Origin of the sequence: Streptomyces sp. NBC_01669, assembly GCF_026339735.1 — a bacterium.
Classification (GTDB): domain Bacteria; phylum Actinomycetota; class Actinomycetes; order Streptomycetales; family Streptomycetaceae; genus Streptomyces; species Streptomyces yanii.
This window is the reverse complement of sequence record NZ_JAPEQG010000001.1, coordinates 7889233-7906338: the sequence shown is the minus strand read 5'-3', so window position 1 is coordinate 7906338 and position 17106 is coordinate 7889233. Positions and strand designations below refer to the sequence as shown.

Here is a 17106-nt window from a genome sequence, read left to right as displayed (position 1 = left end):
AACGGACACCAGACGGACGTGTCCGGCCTGCCGTCGCGGTTCGCGGCCCGGATGGATCCGGAACCGGAGTTCCCGTCTGGGCATAAGGGGTCGCCTTCCACATGGGGACCCTGCGCGAGGAGTCCTTCGCTCCCATGGAACGCACTGTGGGCGTGGCCATTGATCCCGGGTGGATGCACACAGCGCTTCGCACCGTGCTGTTGCTTCAAGGCCTCAGCGGCAGTCGAGCAGGCCCGCGTTGCGCTTGGCATCGAGTATCCGCCGCACGCTGTCGTTGACCTTGGCCCGGAACGAAGCGTCCTGCCGCATCCGGGTCTGGATGGCCTGTGTCATCGCGGGTACGGTGCTCGGCCGCACCGTGAGGATCATGTCTCCGCCGGCCGCGATGAAGTTCACGGCCCGCTGGGCAGGGCTGAAGGACCGTACCGCGACCGCGTTCCCGAGGTCATCCGAGATGACCACTCCCTTGAAGCCGAGTTGGCTGCGCAGCAGGTGATCGATGACCGTCGGTGAGAAGGCCGCCAGGTGCTTGGGGTCGATCTTGGTGTAGGTGGCCGACGAGACCATCACGAAAGGTGACCCGGCCCGGATCCCGGCCCGGAACGGCGTGAGGCTGGAACTGCCGACGGTCGTCACCGAGTCCACGACGTTGGCGGTGGTGTCGGTGTTGCCGATCACCTGGCCCAGCCCGGGAAAGTGCTTGAGCGAGGTCATCACGCCCGACTGCGCGAAGCCGGCGGCGAAGGCGCCGGTGTGGGAGGTCACGGTGTCCGCGGTATGGCCGTACTCGCGCTGGAAGGAACCGATGGGGATGTTGCGGGTGCCCAGAGCGGCCGGAACCACGTCGGCGACCGGTGCCAGGTTCAGGTTGACCCCGGCAGCCTTGAGCTGCTTGGCCCATCCGGCGGCCTGAGTACGCAGCGTCGCGGTCGGCCAGCTGCCCTGGGTCAGGCCGCTGGGCATGGCCGAGAAGCCGGGGCCGTTGAGCACCTGCACCCGGCCGCCCTCCTGATCGGTCGCGACCAGGAGGCCGACCCGCCGGTCGGCGATCCGATCCGCTTGGCCTCGGAAACCGTCGACGAGCTTTCTGGTCGCCGTCGTACCGGCGGCGCTGCGGCCGGTCAGCATGACTGACCCCACATGGTTGTCGCGTAGAGTGCGCAGCTGAGCTTGATCGGGGTGGGCCGCTGAGATTCCCCCCATGAAAAGCTGTCCGGCCCGTTGAGCAGTGGTCATGCCGGACAGGTATCGGTCGGTACAGGTGGCGGCAGGTGCCGACGGGGTGGTACTCGCGGGTGCCGGGGCAGCATCAGTGCTGGTACGGCTCGGAAGTGCACTGGCGGCACCCGGGCCTCGTGTGCCATGGCTGGCAGCGAGGGATCGGGGGGAGTCGGCTATTGCCCCGGGCGGGACCGATGCACCGCAGCCTGTGACGGCGAGCGCCAGAGCGACCAGCGGGACCCCGGTGCGCAGAGCTGTGCAGCGGCGGCTGGGCTGCTGCCGGACTCGTATTGTCATGCTTCTTCTCCCGGCCTGGACGAGCCGGGAGTACCACGCGCTGCGCAGCCGCTTCCGTCACGGCGAGCCCGGCTTGCTGCGTCCATCACACGCTACGTTATTGGGCATTTGTTCGCCCCTTGACGGAGTGGAGCCCGGCTGCGTAGGCGACCGAGTGAGCCGCTGAGGTGTCCGCACGGCAAGGAAAGCGGCCGGCGTCCGGTGCCGCCCCGGTCAGCCCGACTTCGGCGGGTTCTGCGCGTCGAAGGCGAAGAGGGTGTTCTTGGCCGCGGCCACGATCACCGCACGCCCCGCAACGGTCACGCGCGGGCTTGCGCCCTGCTCGCCCGTCAAACCATCGGCCTGCGGATCTGTTGTCCACAGGGGTTTGCCGTCGTACGGCGACAGCGCGACCACCCGGCCGGTGGCCGAGCTGAAATACAGCGCGTCGGCTCCCGCAACGGGACCCGATGCACCCTCCACGCTTGTCTGCCGCGACCACTTCTTCCGGCCGGTCGCGGGGTCGAGCGCCGTGACGAGACCGGTCTGCCCGCTCACGTAGACGGTGCCGTCCGCCATGCCGGGCGTCCCCGCGTATGTCTTGGCCAGTCGGGAGTACGTGACCTTCCGCGAGGCCGGGTCGACCCGCGCCACCCCGTCGTAGCCGGCCAGCGCCGTTCCCTCCCTGTGCTCCTGAAGGAGTACGAGCCTGCCGTTGGCGACGCCTATCGGCACGGCGGGACCGTTGACCGCGATGGGCCTGCCCAGCGTCCCCGAGGCGCGGTCGACCGTGTACAGGGTGGGGTGGCGCACCTCTGAGGCATCCACCTCCGCATACGTCGCGCACATCGCGAAGAGCTGTGGGCCCACCGGGACGGGAGCGCACTGCGTACCCGCGGGGAACGACGTCGTCCAGGTGACCTTACCGCTGTGCGCGTCCCGGGCCTCGAAGCGGGAGTTGGAAGCGTCGACCGTCACGACGGCGGAGCCGACCACTATGGCGTCCTGAGTCCGACCCGTGACGGCCGTCGACTGGGCGCCGGACGGCACAGACCACAGCTCCCGGCCATTATTCGCGTCGATGGCCACCACCTCGGTGGGAGGGTCCTGCGGGGCGTCCTGGGCGGCGAAGCGGTAACCGAGCACCGTGTCGTCGGTGGCGCCCACCAAGTGCATGCCCTGGACGGGGACGCCCGGGCTCTTCGCCGTCCACACCCGCGAGCCGTCCAGGGCCCTGATACGGGTCGCGACAACACCGCCGCCCCCGCAGAACAGCGCATCGCCGCGCGCGACGCAACGCAGTTCGTCGGGGATGTCCTCGCGACCGCCCTCCACGGTCTTGCGCCACGGCTCGAAGCCGTCCGGAAGTGCGGCACCCGGCGCCGCAACGCTGTTGCCCTTGTCGCCGCCGCTGTTCTCCCCAAAGCCGCCCGCCTTCAGCGCGGCGGCTCCCCCGCCGATCGCTGCCACCGCGACCGCGGCCGCGAGCACAGGACGCCATCGGCGACGCAGACGGCGGCCGATGGGGGTGCCAGTGCTCCCTGTATCGGGACCGGCCGGGGCGGTGGTCGGGGCAGTCGGCGCCGGGGTGGCCCGCGTCGCGAAGTGATGCTGGGTGATCACGTCACGGGTGCGGCCCGCGCCGGCCCCGTTCACGTCGGTCCCGCCGAGGTCGGCCGGCAGGTCCCGCAGCAGCACCAGGAGTTCGTCCGCCGAGGGGCGCCCCTTGGGCTCCTTGTCCAGGCACGACTCAACGACCGCGCGCAAGGCCACCGGCACGGCACCCAGCGACGGCTCCTCGTGCACCACCTGATACGCCGTCATGTATGGGCTGTCCGCGTCGAAGGGCCCGTGGCCCGTCGCTGCGTACACCAGCAGCGTCCCCAGCGAGAAGACATCGGACCGCGGCCCCACACCACGCGGCGCCTGCAACTGCTCCGGCGACATGAAGGGCGGCGTACCGATGACCCGCCCTGTCATCGTCAGCGTCTGCTGGTCCACGGCGCGCGAAATGCCGAAGTCGATCACGCGCGGGCCCTCGGGCGAGAGCACGACGTTCGAGGGCTTCAGGTCACGGTGGACGACCCCCACCCGGTGGATGTCGCGCAGCGCCTCCGCCAGCCCGATGGCAAGCCTCCTCAGCTCCGCTCCGTTCAGCGGGCCCTTCGTGGCGATGCGCTGGGCGAGCGTGTGCCCCTCGATATAGGTCGTCGCCATCCACGGCTGCTCGGCCTCAGGGGCAGCGTCGACCACGGCGGCGGTGAACGCGCCGCTCACCCGCCTCGCCGCCGCCACCTCCTGCCGGAAACGGATGCGGAACTCGTCGTCCCCCGCGAACTGCTGGTGGATCAGTTTGATCGCGACAGGCCGCCCCGAACTCGTACGGGCCAGAAAGACCGTGCCCATGCCACCCGAGCCGAGCCGCGCCTCAAGCGGATAACCGCCGATCTCGGCTGGATCACCTCCGCGCAGCAACACTCTTCCCGACCTCCCGTCACCCCGTGCACCCCTGCCCCCACGGGCCTGCGTACCTGTCCTGCACACAAACTAGCCGCAGGGCAGTACGGCAGAGCAAAGCGGGTGACGAACAGGGAGCCCAGGGCTGCTCCCGTGCCGCACACGACGAAGCCCCGCCAAGAGCATGGCGGGGCTTCGTCGTGTCGTGGAACACCGCACGGCCAGAAGCCTGACGATCGTCCGCGCGGGCAGATTCGGATGCCGGGCGGCCAGAGGGTGCGCCCGCTGGTCGTCGACACCGGCCTCCAGGGCCCCGGCCGGGGCCGGGGGATGCCGCGCGACAACTCGCAGGAGCTTCCGGCCAAGGGACAGCCACCGGGTCAGGTCCTCCAGGAGACCGGGCGATGTGCCGGGGTTGGCAGCCACGTTGACCGCGACGCCCTCACCGTGCCGTTCCACCATGATGCGCAACTGCGCGTCGGTGACCGAACGTGCCCCCGTGGCCCTCACTCGACCCACCTCCGGCAGCCGCGGGCCCCACCCGCCCCTTTTTTCGATGTCCGTGAGAAGCGCTGGTACTCGGCAACCCCTGGTGCCTGGGCCGGCGCCGGACGGCGCTCCGGAGCGAGTCCGGGAGCCGTGCCGCCGGCGCCGGCCTGTGGGCGTGGGATCAGATGTGGCCGCCGGGCGTCACGGTGATGGACGCCGGACCGGCCGGCAGGTCCGCGGTGTACTGGCGCAGGTAGGTGTCCAGGTACGGTGAGCGGTCGCCCTGGGTGGCCACGTCGTCGAACGGGTCGTCCAGGGACAGCCTCAGCACGGCGCCCGAGATGTCGATGGTCCGGCCCGACGGGGTGTCACGCCACGACCCGGTCCGGATCGAGCCGATCTCCACGGCCAGGACATGCCCGGCCGCCAGCGTCCAGTCGGTCGCCTTGAGGTCGACGCTCATCCGGCCCTTCTTCAGCAGGGAGACTTGCTCGTTGAACATCACGGCCTTGCCGTCCGGGCCGACGTCGTAGAGCTTGAGCATGACGTTGCCCTCGCCCTTCGCGGTCAGCGAGATGTTCGGCGTGGCGGTCAGCCGCACGTCCTGGGTGAGCGGCTGTGACCAGACGAAGAAGCTGGAGCCGACCTCACCGGCCTGCTGCCTCTTCGCGATCCCCTTGGCCAGACCCTTGGGCGCCGGCTGCTCGGTCGCCGGGGCGTTCTCCATGTCCCAGTTGCCCGACGGCTGGACCGCCTTGGGCGCCGGCGCGCCGGCTGCGGCCAGGGCGGCGCGGGCGGAGGCGCCGCCGTCGTCGAGGTAGCTGCCGTTCCCCAGTGGGAGGGTGACGTTGCGCTCCACCACCGGCCAGGTGTCCTGGGCCCGCCAGTGACCGGTGGAGTCCTCGACGGAGTACGTCGGGTAGTCGACCGCGGGCTCAACTCCCTTGATGTACTGGTCGTAGAAGGACAGCGTCTCGTCGTACCAGCCCTCGCGGCCCATAGCCAGGCGGCCGTCCCTCACCCGGTCTCCACCACGCACATGGTCCCACTGTCCGACCCAACCGCGCTCCGGGCCGGTGTGGTTGGTGAGGTACTCCTGCATCTCCTCGGGCTTGGTGTTGTTCTCGATGAAGCCCTGGGTGACGAAGAGCGGCGTGTTGGTGCCCTGAGCCATCTTGGCCAGGTCACGGGAGGTCCAGAACGGGTCGTTCTGGTCTGAAATCCGGTAGCCGGCCGAGTTCTCGGTCAGGCACTGGGGGTGGGAGTTCTCGTACCGGGCGTTGGCCTGGTAGTGCGCGTCGTCGTCCGACAGCGGGGCCAGCGTGGCAATGCCGTTGTAGGCATTGGCGGTTCCGGTCACATTCGGGCGGGGGACACCGTTGGAGTAGATGTACTGGTACATGTCCCAGAGGGGCTCCTGGGCAACGACGGCCTTCAGCGCGGACTGCTTCAGGTCGTTGCCGATGAGGCCGGTGACGGCGTCGTAGGACTTGCCGTACATGCCCACCGCGCCGGTCGACCACGGCTGGCTCGCGGCCCAGTTGATCGCGGCCTTTACGTCGGCCTGCTCGCCGGGACCGCCCCAGTCGAGGCAGCCCGTCGAGCCGCCGAAGCCGCGCAGGTCGACCATGAGGAACGCGTACCCGTGGGCGAAGAGGTCGCTGCCCTCGATGAAGTCCTGGAAACGGTTCGAGGGACCCGTGTGGGTCCAGCCCTCGGGGCCCGTCTGGCCCATGTGTCCGAAGTACGGGCCGATGGAGAGGATGACCGGCACCTTCTGCCCGGCAGACACGCCCTCGGGCATCAGTAGGTCGCCGTGCAGTTCGGTACCGGAGCCGTCCGAGGACGGGAAGTAGTGCTGGGTCCAGACCGAGCCCTCCGGGACACGGTCGTTCTGCTCGTGCGTGATGCCGTCGGTCGCGGTGGCGACCGCGGTGGTCGGGGTCCGAGCGGAAGTGGCGGTCGGTGACGCGACGGCAGGGCCGGCGAGTGCACCGGTCAGCGCCAGAGTGGTGACGAGTGCCGAGGCGGCCCAGCCGGGCGCGCGACGTCTGTTCACATGCTCTCCAGAGTCGTCGGTACGGAGTGGAGCGGCGGTTCCGGCAGAGCGGCAGCCCCAGCCCGCCGTAGCCGAAGCGACGACGGACGGTCGCACGTACGTCAGGAACGGGACCGTCTGTGCGAACCCTGGCCGGAACCAATGGTGAGCGAGCCTAAGGTCAGCAGTGAAACGCGTCAACGGTGCTGTGTATCCGCTGTGTTAGTGATGCGATGGGGACAAGTCTGTTTTCGCTAGGGGCAGTTGTTTGTGACAACGGTGGGAGTGCCGGCTGCTGTGGGCGCCGTCATCGTCCTTGACAGCGACAGCGGATTGGGCAACGAGATTGGCTGTCCCGAGTTTGACGGTGTGCGACATTCCGCTTTCGGCGTCATCGAGGTCTTGGACCGTTCGGCCGGTCACGCTGTGTACGTTGATCAAGGTCGCATCAGGAGACCTTTTCGTATACAGGTCGCGTGAATGGATCTTCGGGCGGATCCGCCCGGAACCGCCGACTGGATCCGACGGTGGCGCAGCGGACGCCGGCGCGGCGCTACCGGGTGTTGCGCAAGACGGTCGTCAAGGCCCTGAACCATCCGGTACCGCCGGTGCGAAAATCGTCTCCGCCCAGGGTGAGCGTGCTGAAGCGGGTGGAGGGCTTCATCGACGAGATGCTCCTACTGATTCCCCATGTGGTTGTCAAACTTGGCTCGTGACTGGGTGTGGTCACCTCATCCAAGGCGGGCAGCACGGGTGGGTGAACTGCTCTCGAAGGGGCGACCGTCGCGGAGGAGCGCCCACAGGACGTTCAGGCGGCGGCGCGCGAGGGCGATGACAGCTTGCTTGTGGGTCTTTCTCTCGGCCCTCTTGCGTTCGTAGAACGCCTTTGAGACGGGGCAGTGCTGGGCAGCGACCTGGGCGGACATGTAGAAGACCTGCATCAGCGGGCGGCAGTAGCGGCGAGGTCGGCGCATGTTGTCGCTGATCCGTCCTGAGTCTTTCGGGACGGGTGCCAGTCCCGAAACGCCGGCGAGGCGGTCGGGGCTGCCGAAGACGCCCATGTCGCCGCCGGTGAGGGCGATGAACTCGGCTCCCAGGACGGGGCCGAGACCGGGCATGCTCAGGATGGTGGGGATACAGGGGGCCTGCTGCCCGTTGACAAAGCCTATGCCCGGGCCGACCTGCGCAAATGACTCCGCGGCAAGCGCATCGGAGTCCGCATCGCCCGCAAAGGAATCGAGTCGAGCGAGCGATTGGGACGCCGCAGATGGGTCGTCGAACGGACCGTCTCGCCGCCATCCTCTGCTGCTACACATTTCCCGCGTAGGCTGCTTCCACCCTTTTTCGGGGAGAGGTGTGTCCAGCAGGCTGCGCAGGTCGTGGTCGGGCGGTATGCCGATGTCCGGATCCCGCCCATGGCACCGGGAAGGTGTCCCTGCGGCGCGGCGACTCCCGTTCCCGGTCGGTCGGTTCACGGCGACGGAGTCGACCGTGAACCGACCGACCGTCGCAGACCTCAGCGGCCGGCCGCCAGGCCGAGGGCGATGTCGACGATCATGTCCTCCTGGCCGCCGACCAGTCGTCGCCGACCGCATTCCATCAGGATGTCGCGCACGTCGACTTCGTACCGCTGCGCGGCGGTCTCCGCGTGCCGCAGGAAGCTGGAATAGACACCCGCGTAGCCCAGCGTGAGGGTCTCGCGGTCGACCCGGACCGGGCGGTCCTGCAGGGGGCGGACGATATCATCGGCGGCGTCCTGCAGTCTGAACAGGTCGCAGTTGTGCTTGAAGCCCGACAGGTTCGCGACGGCGACGAAGGCCTCGATGGGGCAGTTGCCCGCGCCCGCTCCGTGTCCCGCGAGCGAGGCGTCGACGCGGTAGACGCCGTTCTCGACCGCGACCACCGAGTTGGCAACGGAGAGCGAGAGGTTCTCGTGGGCGTGGATGCCGATCTCGGTCGCCGGGTCGAGGACGTCGCGGTAGGCGCGCACCCGGGCGGCGACATCGTTCATCGTCAGTCGGCCGCCGGAGTCGGTGACGTAGACGCACTGGGCGCCATAGGACTCCATCAACTTGGCTTGCTTCGCGAGCTGTTCGGGCTCGGCCATGTGGGAGAGCATCAGGAAGCCGGAGACGTCCATGCCCAGCTCACGGGCGGCGGCGATGTGTTGCGCGGAGATGTCGGCCTTGGTGCAGTGGGTGGCCACCCGCACTGAGCGAACGCCGAGGTCGTAGGCGTGCTTCAGCTCGTGGATGGTGCCCACACCCGGCAGTAGCAGAGTGGTGAGACGGGCGTTCTTCAGGACCGAGGCGGCGGCCTCGATCCACTCCCAGTCGGTGTTCGAGCCCGGGCCGTAGTTGAGCGAGCCGCCGGCGAGGCCGTCACCGTGCGCGACCTCGATCGCGTCGACGCCGGCCTCCTCCAGGGCCACGACGATGCGCTTGACGTCCTCGGGCGTGATGCGGTGCCTGACGGCGCGCATTCCGTCACGGAGGGTGACGTCCTGTACAAAGATCGGGGTGCTCACTTCGTGGCCTCCTTCGCGGCGGCGATCTTCTCGGCCATCTGCACCGCGGCCGAGGTCATGATGTCGAGGTTTCCGGCATACGCCGGGAGGTACATGCCCGCGCCCCCGACCCTGAGGAAGACCGACACCTGGTGGGTCGGCCGTGCGGTCGCACCCTCGGCCAGGAGCGTCTCGACCGGCTGGTCGGCCGGGATCTCGGTGATCTGAATGTCCTGGACCATCCGGTAGCCCGGGACGTATGCCGAGACCTCGGCGACCATCTTGCGAACCGACTCGGTGATCCGCGCCCATGAACGCCGGTCCGGCCGGCCCGAGGGCGACCGGATACAGTGCGCGGGACGGCAGCCTGGTTTGTGAGGGGAAGCGTGACCGACACCAGCGACACCCGACCCGCCGACAGTGAAGCGCAAGCGCCGCGGCAGAGCCGACTGCACCGCCTGATGCGCTACATCCCCCTGATCGCCCCCGTCCTGCTGTGGGCCGTGCCCTGCTGGGTGCTCCTGCACAGCGGCCAACACTGGCCGCTGCCCGTCACGCTCGCCGGCACCGCCCTGTTCGCCCTCGGCCTCGTCGGTATGCCGCTCGCGATGGTGCGCGGCCACGGCCGGCGCCAGCAGGACCGGGCGGCGATCGTCGGTGACACCCTGCTGGGCACCAGTTGGGTTCTGTTCACCTGGTCCATTCTGCTCGGCGTCCCATTGCGGCTCGTCCTGACCGTGGCCGGCGTCGACGAGAGTCAGGACCGGGCTCGAATTGTCACTTGGGCCGTCCTCGGCATAACCGCCGCACTACTCGCCTGGGGGTACGCCGAAGCCCGCCGCGTGCCACGCGTGCGCCGACTCGACGTGCAACTCCCACGGCTGGGTGCCGGGTTGGACGGCACCCGCGTCGTCCTCATCACCGACACCCACTACGGCCCCCTCGATCGCACTCGCTGGTCGGCACAGGTATGCGAGACGGTGAACACCCTGGAAGCCGACCTGGTCTGCCACACCGGTGACATCGCGGACGGCACGGCCGAACGCCGCCGCGCCCAGGCCACTCCACTCGGAACCGTGCGGGCCACCCGGGCCCGTGTATACGTCACCGGCAACCACGAGTACTACAGCGAGGCCCAGGGCTGGGTCGACCTGATGGACGAGCTGGGCTGGGAGCCTCTGCGCAACCGCCATCTGCTGCTCGAACGCGGAGGCGACACCCTCGTGGTCGCCGGCGTGGATGACGTCACCGCCGAGTCCTCCGGCCTGACAGGCCACCGCGCCCACCTCGCCGGAGCCTTGAACGGCGCCGACCCCGACCTACCCGTCCTGCTCTTGGCACACCAGCCCAAGTTCATCGACCGGGCGGCAGCCGACGGCATCGACCTCCAGCTCTCCGGCCACACCCACGGCGGCCAGATCTGGCCCTTCCACCACCTGGTCCGCATCGACCAGCCCGCCCTCGCCGGCCTCAGCCACCACGGCCCCCGCACCCTCCTCTACACCAGCCGCGGCACCGGCTTCTGGGGCCCGCCGTTCCGCGTCTTCGCCCCCAGCGAGATCACCCTGCTAGTGCTCCGCTCCCCGCACCTGCCCACCTCGATGTAGCACTCGACGGGCCGACACATCCGCTGGGAGCAGTCCACGAGCCGAGGGATGCGGCGTCGACAGATGACCAGGCCCGTCTCGCTGAGGACAAGATCCGGACCATTCCCGGGCCGACGGCTCCAACGAGCCATACGTGGCCACGTTTTACACAGGTCAGCGACGCGTGACGCCTGTACCACCAGCAGACGAAGAACCTACTGGTACTACGGGCATGTGGCTGAGTGGGACCGCTTGTCACCACAAAATTCCCGGCAACTTGCCACACCTGCGTAGCCAGGAGACCTCCTGACCAGCGGCACAATGCACCTGATGGACCATCAGAACGAGCGTCAAATGAGCCTCACGATGCCTCGTAGAGCGTCATTTCAGCGTCAAGATATCGCCCGCAACGCCCATAGCGCACATAACATACACCACTCGAACCTGCAGGTCAGAGGCCCTTCGCGGCCGGCTCCAGGATCGCGACGCACTCCACGTGGTGCGTCATAGGGAACAGGTGGACGACGCGGAAGGGATTTTTCCCTGCGCCTGAGGTGGGGCGAAGCCCAGTTACCCGCGGGCCGGCGGACAACTGTGCGCATCACTCAGTTGGCGAGGCCGGGCTTCCCCCCTACAGTGCCACCAAGGCGACTCACTGACCGAGGAAGCTCAACCGGACGTTACGGTTGGTGTTGCTCCTGTTCGTGTCGACCAGGCACACCGACTGCCACGTACCCAGTTCCAGCCGTCCGCCGATCACCGGCAATGTGGCGTGCGGTGCGATGAGGGCCGGCAGGACGTGGTCGCGACCGTGGCCGGGGCTGCCGTGGCGGTGCTGATAGCGGTCGTCCGCGGGTAGCAATGTGTGGAGGGTGGCGAGGAGGTCGTCGTCGCTGCCCGCTCCGGTTTCCAGGATGGCGATTCCGGCGGTGGCATGGGGCACGAAAATGTTGAGTAGGCCGTCCCGGCCGACGGCAGCGCGGGTGAGGAACCGTACGCAGTCGTCCGTCAGGTCGGTGACCGTCTCGGCGGCACCGGTCGTGATGTGCAGAACGCTGGTGATGAAGGCATCGGGCATGCCCCCATCTTCTCGCTCGTGACACGAGATGGCGCGTCCACGTGCCGAGACAGCATTGACCGGTTCCGGGGTGCGTCGCTACGTTCGGCGACATGTTCCGTTCAGCTCTGCTCACTTCGCGCGGTCACATCGACCTGCTGCGGGTGGCCTCTGCCGTGTGTTGTCACGGCTGCTGACGTTCCTTCAGCACGTATTCCGCAGGTGGCCGAGGGTTCCCTTGTCCCGCACCTGACTCGCGCACCGCTCTGTTGCCGTAAGGCGCCTCGTCGAACGCCGCCGCGCCCTTCCCCTGTCGTAGCTCCCGTGCCGTAACGGGTCCGCCGTCCGGGTGCCGGGCTGTCGAGCCGTGCCTTCTCCCCGTCCGTGGACTGCTCGTGGAGCTTTCATGCCCCTTGGCCATGCCCTCGCCCCGCCGGATGTATCAGGGGAAATCAATACAGCCGATTCATACCGGGAAGTCGAACTCGAGCCCGTCGCGCCGACGTCCGCCCGCGGCTCACGACTGCGGTCCGTACCCCGTACACTACGGCGCACCATCGGCCCGTTGCTGCTTCTCGTGCTGCGGCAGGTGCTCAGTGCGACCGGTGTCCTGCATCCCGATGTGCTCTCGTCGCCCGGAACCATCGCCCGGGCCGGAGCGGCTGCGGGAAGTCGACTCTGCTACGCGTGCCGGCCGGGCTCGACCGCGACATCACGGGCACGGTACTGGTGCCCAAACGGCGCGCTGTTGCCTTCCAGGCGAATCGGCTGATGCCGTGGAAGCGGGTCTGGCGCAATGTACTGCTCGGGTTGCCGGGCAAGCCCGAACGGGCGGTGGCCGAACGGGCGTTGGAAGAGGTCGGGCTCGGGCTCTGGCGCGCGAACCCGATCTGCCGCTGCTCGACGAGCTGTTCGGTGCGCTCGACGCGCTGACCCGGATCAAGGCGCAGCAGCTGGTCGCCGAGCCCTGGCAGCGGCGCGGCTGCGCGGTGCTGCTCGTCACGCATACTGCCGTACGCCGTGGCGTTGGACGCGGTGAAGCGCAGTTACGGGACGCGGGTGCCCGTCGCCATCGATCCGGCGGCCATCACGTCGGAGCAGGAGATCGCCGACACGTTCGCCGATCCGAAGCTCATTCCGCGCCGCTTCGCCTTCAAGGACTTCGCCGACACCCGGTTCAACCGCGATCTGCCCGCGTCCTCGGCAACCCCCGCTCGTAAGGAAAGGCCTCGTCATGACTGTTCATCTGCACTGGTTCCTGCCCACGGGCGGTGACGGCCGCACGCTCGTCGACCGGCACGCGTACACCGACGGCGGGATCAAGCGGGACCGCGTCACGCCGGTGAGCGGGGTGCGGGCGCCGGACATCGAGTATCTGGCGCAGATCGCCAAGGCAGCCGAACAGCTCGGCTTCGAGGCGGTACTGACGCCGACGGGTACGTGGTGCGAGGACGCCTGGCTGACGACGGTGGCGCTGGCGCAGCACACCGAGCGGCTGAAGTTCCTGGTGGCGTTCCGGCCGGGGGTGATCTCGCCGGTACTGGCCGCGCAGATGGCCGCCACGTATCAGCGGATCACCCGGGGGCGGCTGCTGCTCAATGTGGTGACGGGCGGCGACTCCACCGAGCAGCGGCGGTTCGGTGACCATCTGGATCACGACCGGCGCTATGCACGGACCGCCGAGTTCCTTTCGGTGGTGCGGGGCGCGTGGCGTGGGCAGCCGTACGACTTCGACGGTGAGCACTACCAGGTGGAGGGCGGTCTGACGGCGCTGCCGCCGGACCCGCTGCCGGAGATCTTCTTCGGCGGGTCGTCAGCGGCGGCCGGGCCCGTGGCCGCCGCGCACGCCGATGTCTATCTGACCTGGGGCGAGCCGCCGGCCGCCGTGAAGGAGAAGATCGACTGGATCCGCGGGCTCGCGGAGGAACAGGGCCGTACGGTCCGGTTCGGGATCCGGCTGCACACCATCTCGCGCGACTCGGCGAAGGAGGCGTGGGCGACCGCGGACCGGCTGCTGGGCGATCTCGATCCCGAGACGATCGCCGCGGCGCAGCAGGCACTGGGACGGAGCGAGTCGGTGGGGCAGCAGCGGATGCTGGCCCTGCACGGCGGCTCGCGCGACCGGCTGGAGATCGCGCCCAACCTGTGGGCGGGCGTCGGTCTGGTGCGAGGCGGCGCGGGCACGGCGCTGGTCGGCAGCCATGCGGATGTCGCGGACCGGATCGAGGAGTATCACGCGCTGGGCGTGGACCACTTCGTGCTCTCCGGCTACCCGCATCTGGAGGAGGCGTACTGGTTCGGCGAGGGCGTGACACCGGAGCTGGCGGCGCGCGGTCTGCTGTCGACCGTTCCGGCATCGCCGATGCTGGGGATTCCTGCCGCGAACGGGCGCCCGGCGTCCGCTCCGGGCGGGGCGCCCCTGCTGATCGCCGGGGGCCGCTGACCGGGAAGATCCCTGAGCCCGAAGTCGTTGGTAGAAGCGTGAACAACTTTGGGGTCGGGGCAGCACGCGAAGTGGACGTGGTCGTGATCGGCGCCGGACAGGCTGGTCTGTCCGGCGCCTATCATCTGCGCCGCGCAGGTCTGGAGCCCGACCGCGACTTCGTCGTGCTCGACCACGCGCCCCATCCGGGCGGCGCCTGGCAGTTCCGGTGGCCCTCACTGACGTACGGCAAGGTCCACGGCATGCACGCGCTGCCCGGCATGGAACTGTCCGGCGCCGACGACAGCCGCCCGTCGTCCGAAGTGATCGGCGAGTACTTCGACACGTACGAGCACACCTTCGACCTGAGGGTCCACCGGCCCGTGGACGTGAGTGCGGTGCGCGATGGCGACGGCGGGAGGTTGCTCGTCGAGACCTCCGAGGGTACGTATGCCACGCGCGCCCTGATCAATGCCACCGGCACCTGGGACCGGCCGTTCTGGCCGCGCTACCCGGGCCAGGAGACCTTCCGGGGGCGTCAACTGCACACCGCGAACTATCCGGGGCCCCAGGAGTTCGCCGGACAGCGAGTGGTCGTGGTCGGCGGCGGCGCCTCCGGCACGCAGCATCTGATCGAGATCGCCGAGGTCGCGGCGGACACCTTCTGGGTGACGCGCCGGTCTCCGGTCTTCCGGGAGGGGCCGTTCGGCGAGGACCAGGGGCGGGCCGCCGTCGCCATGGTGGAGGAGCGCGTACGACGGGGACTGCCGCCGCAGAGCGTGGTGAGCGTGACCGGGCTGCCGGTCACCGACGCCGTGCGGCGCGCCCGGGAGGAGGGGGTGCTCGACCGGCTGCCGATGTTCGACCGGATCACTCCGACCGGGGTGGCCTGGGACGACGGGCGGACGGTGGACGCCGATGTGATCCTCTGGGCGACCGGGTTCCGCGCGGCCATCGACCATCTCGCGCCGCTGCGGCTGCGCGAGCCCGGCGGTGGCATCCAGGTCGAAGGCACGCAGGCCGTACGGGACCCGCGGATCCATCTGGTCGGGTACGGGCCGTCGGCGAGCACCATCGGCGCCAATCGGGCGGGGCGGGCGGCGGTGCGTGCCATCAGACAGCTGCTGAAGGCCGATGAGGACGACGTCGTCGGCCGCGGGGGTGAGCACACCGCCGCTCTGGTGTGACATCGCCCTTCAGCTGCCGCTCGCGGTGCGCCGGTTGCGGTTGAACTCCTCGACGTTCTTCTGCTGCTCGGCATAGCTGTCGGTGAACCGGGTGTCCCCGGGTGCGACCGTCACGAAGTACAGCCAGGGACCCGGCGTCGGCGTGATCGCCGCTTCCATCGCCTGCTCCCCCGGGTTGCCGATGGGGGTGGGCGGCAGCCCTTTGCGTTCGTAGCTGTTGTACGGGCTGTCGATCCTGGTGTCGCCGACGGTGGTGTCCAAGGTGCTGCGGTTCAGTGCGTAGTTGAGCGTCGAGTCCATCTGGAGCGGCATGTCCTTGGCCAGCCGGTTGTAGATGACCCGGGCGACCTTGGCCATGTCGTCCGTGGTGTCCGCCTCGGCCTGCACCATGCTGGCGATCGTCACGGTCCGGTGGACGGAGACGTTGTTGCGACGGGCCCCCGCGGCGATGTGATCCCCACCGAATCGCCGCCCTGCCGTGTCGACCATGTAGGTCAGCAGGCCTGCCGGGGTGGCGCCGGAGGCGAGCGGGTACGTCGCCGGGAAGAGGTAGCCCTCGGGGTTGCCCTTCGCCTCGGCCGGCAGTGCGAGCTCCGCCGCTCCGACAGCCTTCTCGGCCGTGCCGGGTGCCACATCGAGCGCCTTGTCGACTGCCGCGTACACCTGGGAGGCCCGCCATCCTTCCGGGATGACGAGAGTACGTTCCGGGCCGACTTTGGCTTCCCTGGTCAGCAGCGGCACGAGGACGGCTGCGGCGACACCGAGGACGAGGACGATGCCGAGGAACAGCACCAGGCGGCCGCGACGGGTGGGGCGGAGTCTGCGGTGGGGACGGGTGGTCGGGGACTCGTTCGCCATGCGGGCACGCTATCCCGGGCCGTGGGCGGCTCGGACGGACGACACGGCTCCACACCGCGAGGACAGAACACACGAACAGGGGATCGGGTGTTCGCTGGAACGCGTGATCGTTTGGCCGATCGTTGCTCAACTCATCTGCGACAGCTGATGATTACAGGGCGCAAGCAACGGGCTGCAGACCGCGACTGCGCTGTCCCAGAGATGCACCATGTACGAGGAGAAACACCTGATGAACGTCTTGACCAACCTGCTTGCCGGCCTCGTCCACTTCGTGGGTTGGCTCGTCTGACCTCTGTTCCGCCCCGGCGCCGTCACTCCCCGTCCCACGGGAGCGGCGGCGCCGTCGCGTGTGCGGTCTCAGCCTGGGCTCCCCGGCCCGGTGAACTCGGGGAGGGCGGCGAACTCGGGTACCACGGTGACCGCCTCCGCGAGCACGCCGAGGGTACGGCGGACCCGGGTCAGGGGATGGTCGGGGAACTCGGCGTCCCACCGCTCGTGGTCCGCCGCGTGGAACGGCAGCCCGCCCTGGACGTCAGGAGCGTAGGGGTGGGGCCGGAAGTAGTGTTCATGGCCCACCTTCGCCAGCACCACCGCTTCCCGCATCCCTGTCATGCCATGCTCGGCCGCCTGGACCTTCACCACCGTGCTGCACCCGGCACGCGGCACGGTGAAGCTTCCGATGAACGCCTGTCCGTGCTGCTGCCCCGGCAGAGGCAGCTTGAGTATCTGACGCAGCGCGGGCAGCTCGCCCAGACGCTTCACCGACGCCTCGATCAGGCCGCCGCCCGCCTGCGCGGTGTAGTGGGTGAGCGACTCCCGCAGCGTGGGGCCGTCGTCGAGACCCGCCGGCAGGTCCGGCGGCAGTCCGAAGAAATGCACCGACAGCACATCGCCGTCGTCGTTCGCCCATGTGTCGTGGTCCACGGGCCGGAATCCGGGGAGTTCCACCCCGAGCAGCGCTCTCATGGGCGGCGATCATGCCGGACGGAGAACCGGCCCCGCACCTCCA

At 69.1% G+C, this 17106-nt stretch carries 13 protein-coding genes and 4 pseudogenes; 8 read left to right on the top strand and 9 right to left on the bottom strand.

The genetic code is table 11. The annotated features are described in order from the left end of the window. Positions 1-213 precede the first annotated feature (213 nt). From OG972_RS35505 to OG972_RS35495, 3 genes are all read right to left on the bottom strand, one after another. A complete protein-coding gene (locus OG972_RS35505) occupies positions 214-1236 on the bottom strand; it encodes a glycoside hydrolase family 3 N-terminal domain-containing protein (RefSeq protein ID WP_266988591.1) in 1023 nt (340 codons plus the stop codon). A gap of 495 nt (positions 1237-1731) precedes the next feature. Further along, on the bottom strand, positions 1732-3975 hold the full coding sequence (locus OG972_RS35500) for a serine/threonine-protein kinase (protein ID WP_266988589.1): 2244 nt from the start codon (positions 3973-3975) through the stop codon (positions 1732-1734). Between the two features lie 649 nt (positions 3976-4624). Further along, complete coding sequence (locus OG972_RS35495; protein ID WP_266988587.1) at positions 4625-6502, bottom strand: CocE/NonD family hydrolase; 1878 nt, start codon at positions 6500-6502, stop codon at positions 4625-4627. A gap of 506 nt (positions 6503-7008) precedes the next feature. On the opposite strand from OG972_RS35495, the gene OG972_RS35490 reads away from it, so the two are divergent. Then, positions 7009-7197 (top strand): hypothetical protein, encoded by a 189-nt coding sequence (locus OG972_RS35490; protein ID WP_266988585.1) that lies wholly within the window; start codon positions 7009-7011, stop codon positions 7195-7197. Positions 7198-7212: 15 nt separating this feature from the next. Here OG972_RS35490 and OG972_RS35485 read toward each other — a convergent pair. The 3 genes and pseudogenes from OG972_RS35485 to OG972_RS35475 all read right to left on the bottom strand — a co-directional run. Continuing rightward, a pseudogene (locus OG972_RS35485) lies at positions 7213-7608 on the bottom strand (transposase); the annotation flags it as partial. Positions 7609-7997: 389 nt separating this feature from the next. After that, positions 7998-9008 carry a 4-hydroxy-2-oxovalerate aldolase gene (gene dmpG / locus OG972_RS35480; protein ID WP_266988583.1) on the bottom strand — a complete coding sequence of 337 codons (1011 nt, stop codon included), beginning with the start codon at positions 9006-9008 and terminating at the stop codon, positions 7998-8000. Then, positions 9005-9442, bottom strand: a complete 438-nt coding sequence (locus OG972_RS35475) for a hypothetical protein (protein ID WP_266988581.1) — start codon at positions 9440-9442, stop codon at positions 9005-9007. Before OG972_RS35475 ends, dmpG begins: the two co-directional genes overlap by 4 nt. Here OG972_RS35475 and OG972_RS35470 point away from each other — a divergent pair. Beyond that, positions 9374-10594 (top strand): metallophosphoesterase, encoded by a 1221-nt coding sequence (locus OG972_RS35470; RefSeq protein ID WP_266988579.1) that lies wholly within the window; start codon positions 9374-9376, stop codon positions 10592-10594. The two genes, OG972_RS35475 and OG972_RS35470, sit on opposite strands and share 69 nt — an antisense overlap. A gap of 631 nt (positions 10595-11225) precedes the next feature. Here OG972_RS35470 and OG972_RS35465 read toward each other — a convergent pair. After that, entirely contained in the window at positions 11226-11651 is a 426-nt protein-coding gene (locus OG972_RS35465) for a secondary thiamine-phosphate synthase enzyme YjbQ (RefSeq protein ID WP_266988577.1), read from the bottom strand. A gap of 92 nt (positions 11652-11743) precedes the next feature. Here OG972_RS35465 and OG972_RS49625 point away from each other — a divergent pair, with 92 nt between their 5' ends. From OG972_RS49625 to OG972_RS35440, 6 genes and pseudogenes are all read left to right on the top strand, one after another. Beyond that, positions 11744-11827, top strand: coding sequence for a putative leader peptide (locus tag OG972_RS49625; RefSeq protein ID WP_353961654.1), 84 nt, complete (start codon positions 11744-11746; stop codon positions 11825-11827). Positions 11828-12036: 209 nt separating this feature from the next. Further along, positions 12037-12288: pseudogene (locus tag OG972_RS35460) on the top strand (ABC transporter permease); the annotation flags it as partial. Then, positions 12282-12637 (top strand): annotated as a pseudogene (locus OG972_RS35455) (ATP-binding cassette domain-containing protein); the annotation flags it as partial. The pseudogenes OG972_RS35460 and OG972_RS35455, both read left to right, overlap by 7 nt. 1 nt (position 12638) lies before the next feature. Then, positions 12639-12850: pseudogene (locus OG972_RS35450) on the top strand (ABC transporter substrate-binding protein); the annotation flags it as partial. 14 nt (positions 12851-12864) lie between these two features. Then, complete coding sequence (locus OG972_RS35445; protein ID WP_266990912.1) at positions 12865-14073, top strand: LLM class flavin-dependent oxidoreductase; 1209 nt, start codon at positions 12865-12867, stop codon at positions 14071-14073. A 38-nt stretch (positions 14074-14111) separates the two neighbouring features. Beyond that, positions 14112-15239 carry an NAD(P)-binding domain-containing protein gene (locus OG972_RS35440; RefSeq protein ID WP_266988575.1) on the top strand — a complete coding sequence of 376 codons (1128 nt, stop codon included), beginning with the start codon at positions 14112-14114 and terminating at the stop codon, positions 15237-15239. Between the two features lie 9 nt (positions 15240-15248). Here OG972_RS35440 and mltG read toward each other — a convergent pair whose 3' ends face one another. After that, on the bottom strand, positions 15249-16097 hold the full coding sequence (mltG, locus tag OG972_RS35435) for an endolytic transglycosylase MltG (protein ID WP_266988573.1): 849 nt from the start codon (positions 16095-16097) through the stop codon (positions 15249-15251). A 357-nt stretch (positions 16098-16454) separates the two neighbouring features. After that, positions 16455-17063: a hypothetical protein gene (locus tag OG972_RS35430; RefSeq protein WP_266988571.1), complete on the bottom strand. Its 609-nt coding sequence runs from the start codon at positions 17061-17063 to the stop codon at positions 16455-16457. Positions 17064-17106 lie beyond the last annotated feature (43 nt).

Excerpts from the sequence above, each read along its gene's own strand:
- OG972_RS49625 (WP_353961654.1), top strand. The coding sequence starts at position 11,744 with ATGTTCCGTTCAGCTCTGCTCACTTCGCGCGGTCACATCGACCTGCTG.
- OG972_RS35465 (WP_266988577.1), bottom strand. The coding sequence starts at position 11,651 with ATGCCCGATGCCTTCATCACCAGCGTTCTGCACATCACGACCGGTGCC.
- OG972_RS35445 (WP_266990912.1), top strand. The coding sequence starts at position 12,865 with ATGACTGTTCATCTGCACTGGTTCCTGCCCACGGGCGGTGACGGCCGC.
- OG972_RS35505 (WP_266988591.1), bottom strand. The coding sequence starts at position 1,236 with ATGACCACTGCTCAACGGGCCGGACAGCTTTTCATGGGGGGAATCTCA.
- mltG (WP_266988573.1), bottom strand. The coding sequence starts at position 16,097 with ATGGCGAACGAGTCCCCGACCACCCGTCCCCACCGCAGACTCCGCCCC.
- OG972_RS35430 (WP_266988571.1), bottom strand. The coding sequence starts at position 17,063 with ATGAGAGCGCTGCTCGGGGTGGAACTCCCCGGATTCCGGCCCGTGGAC.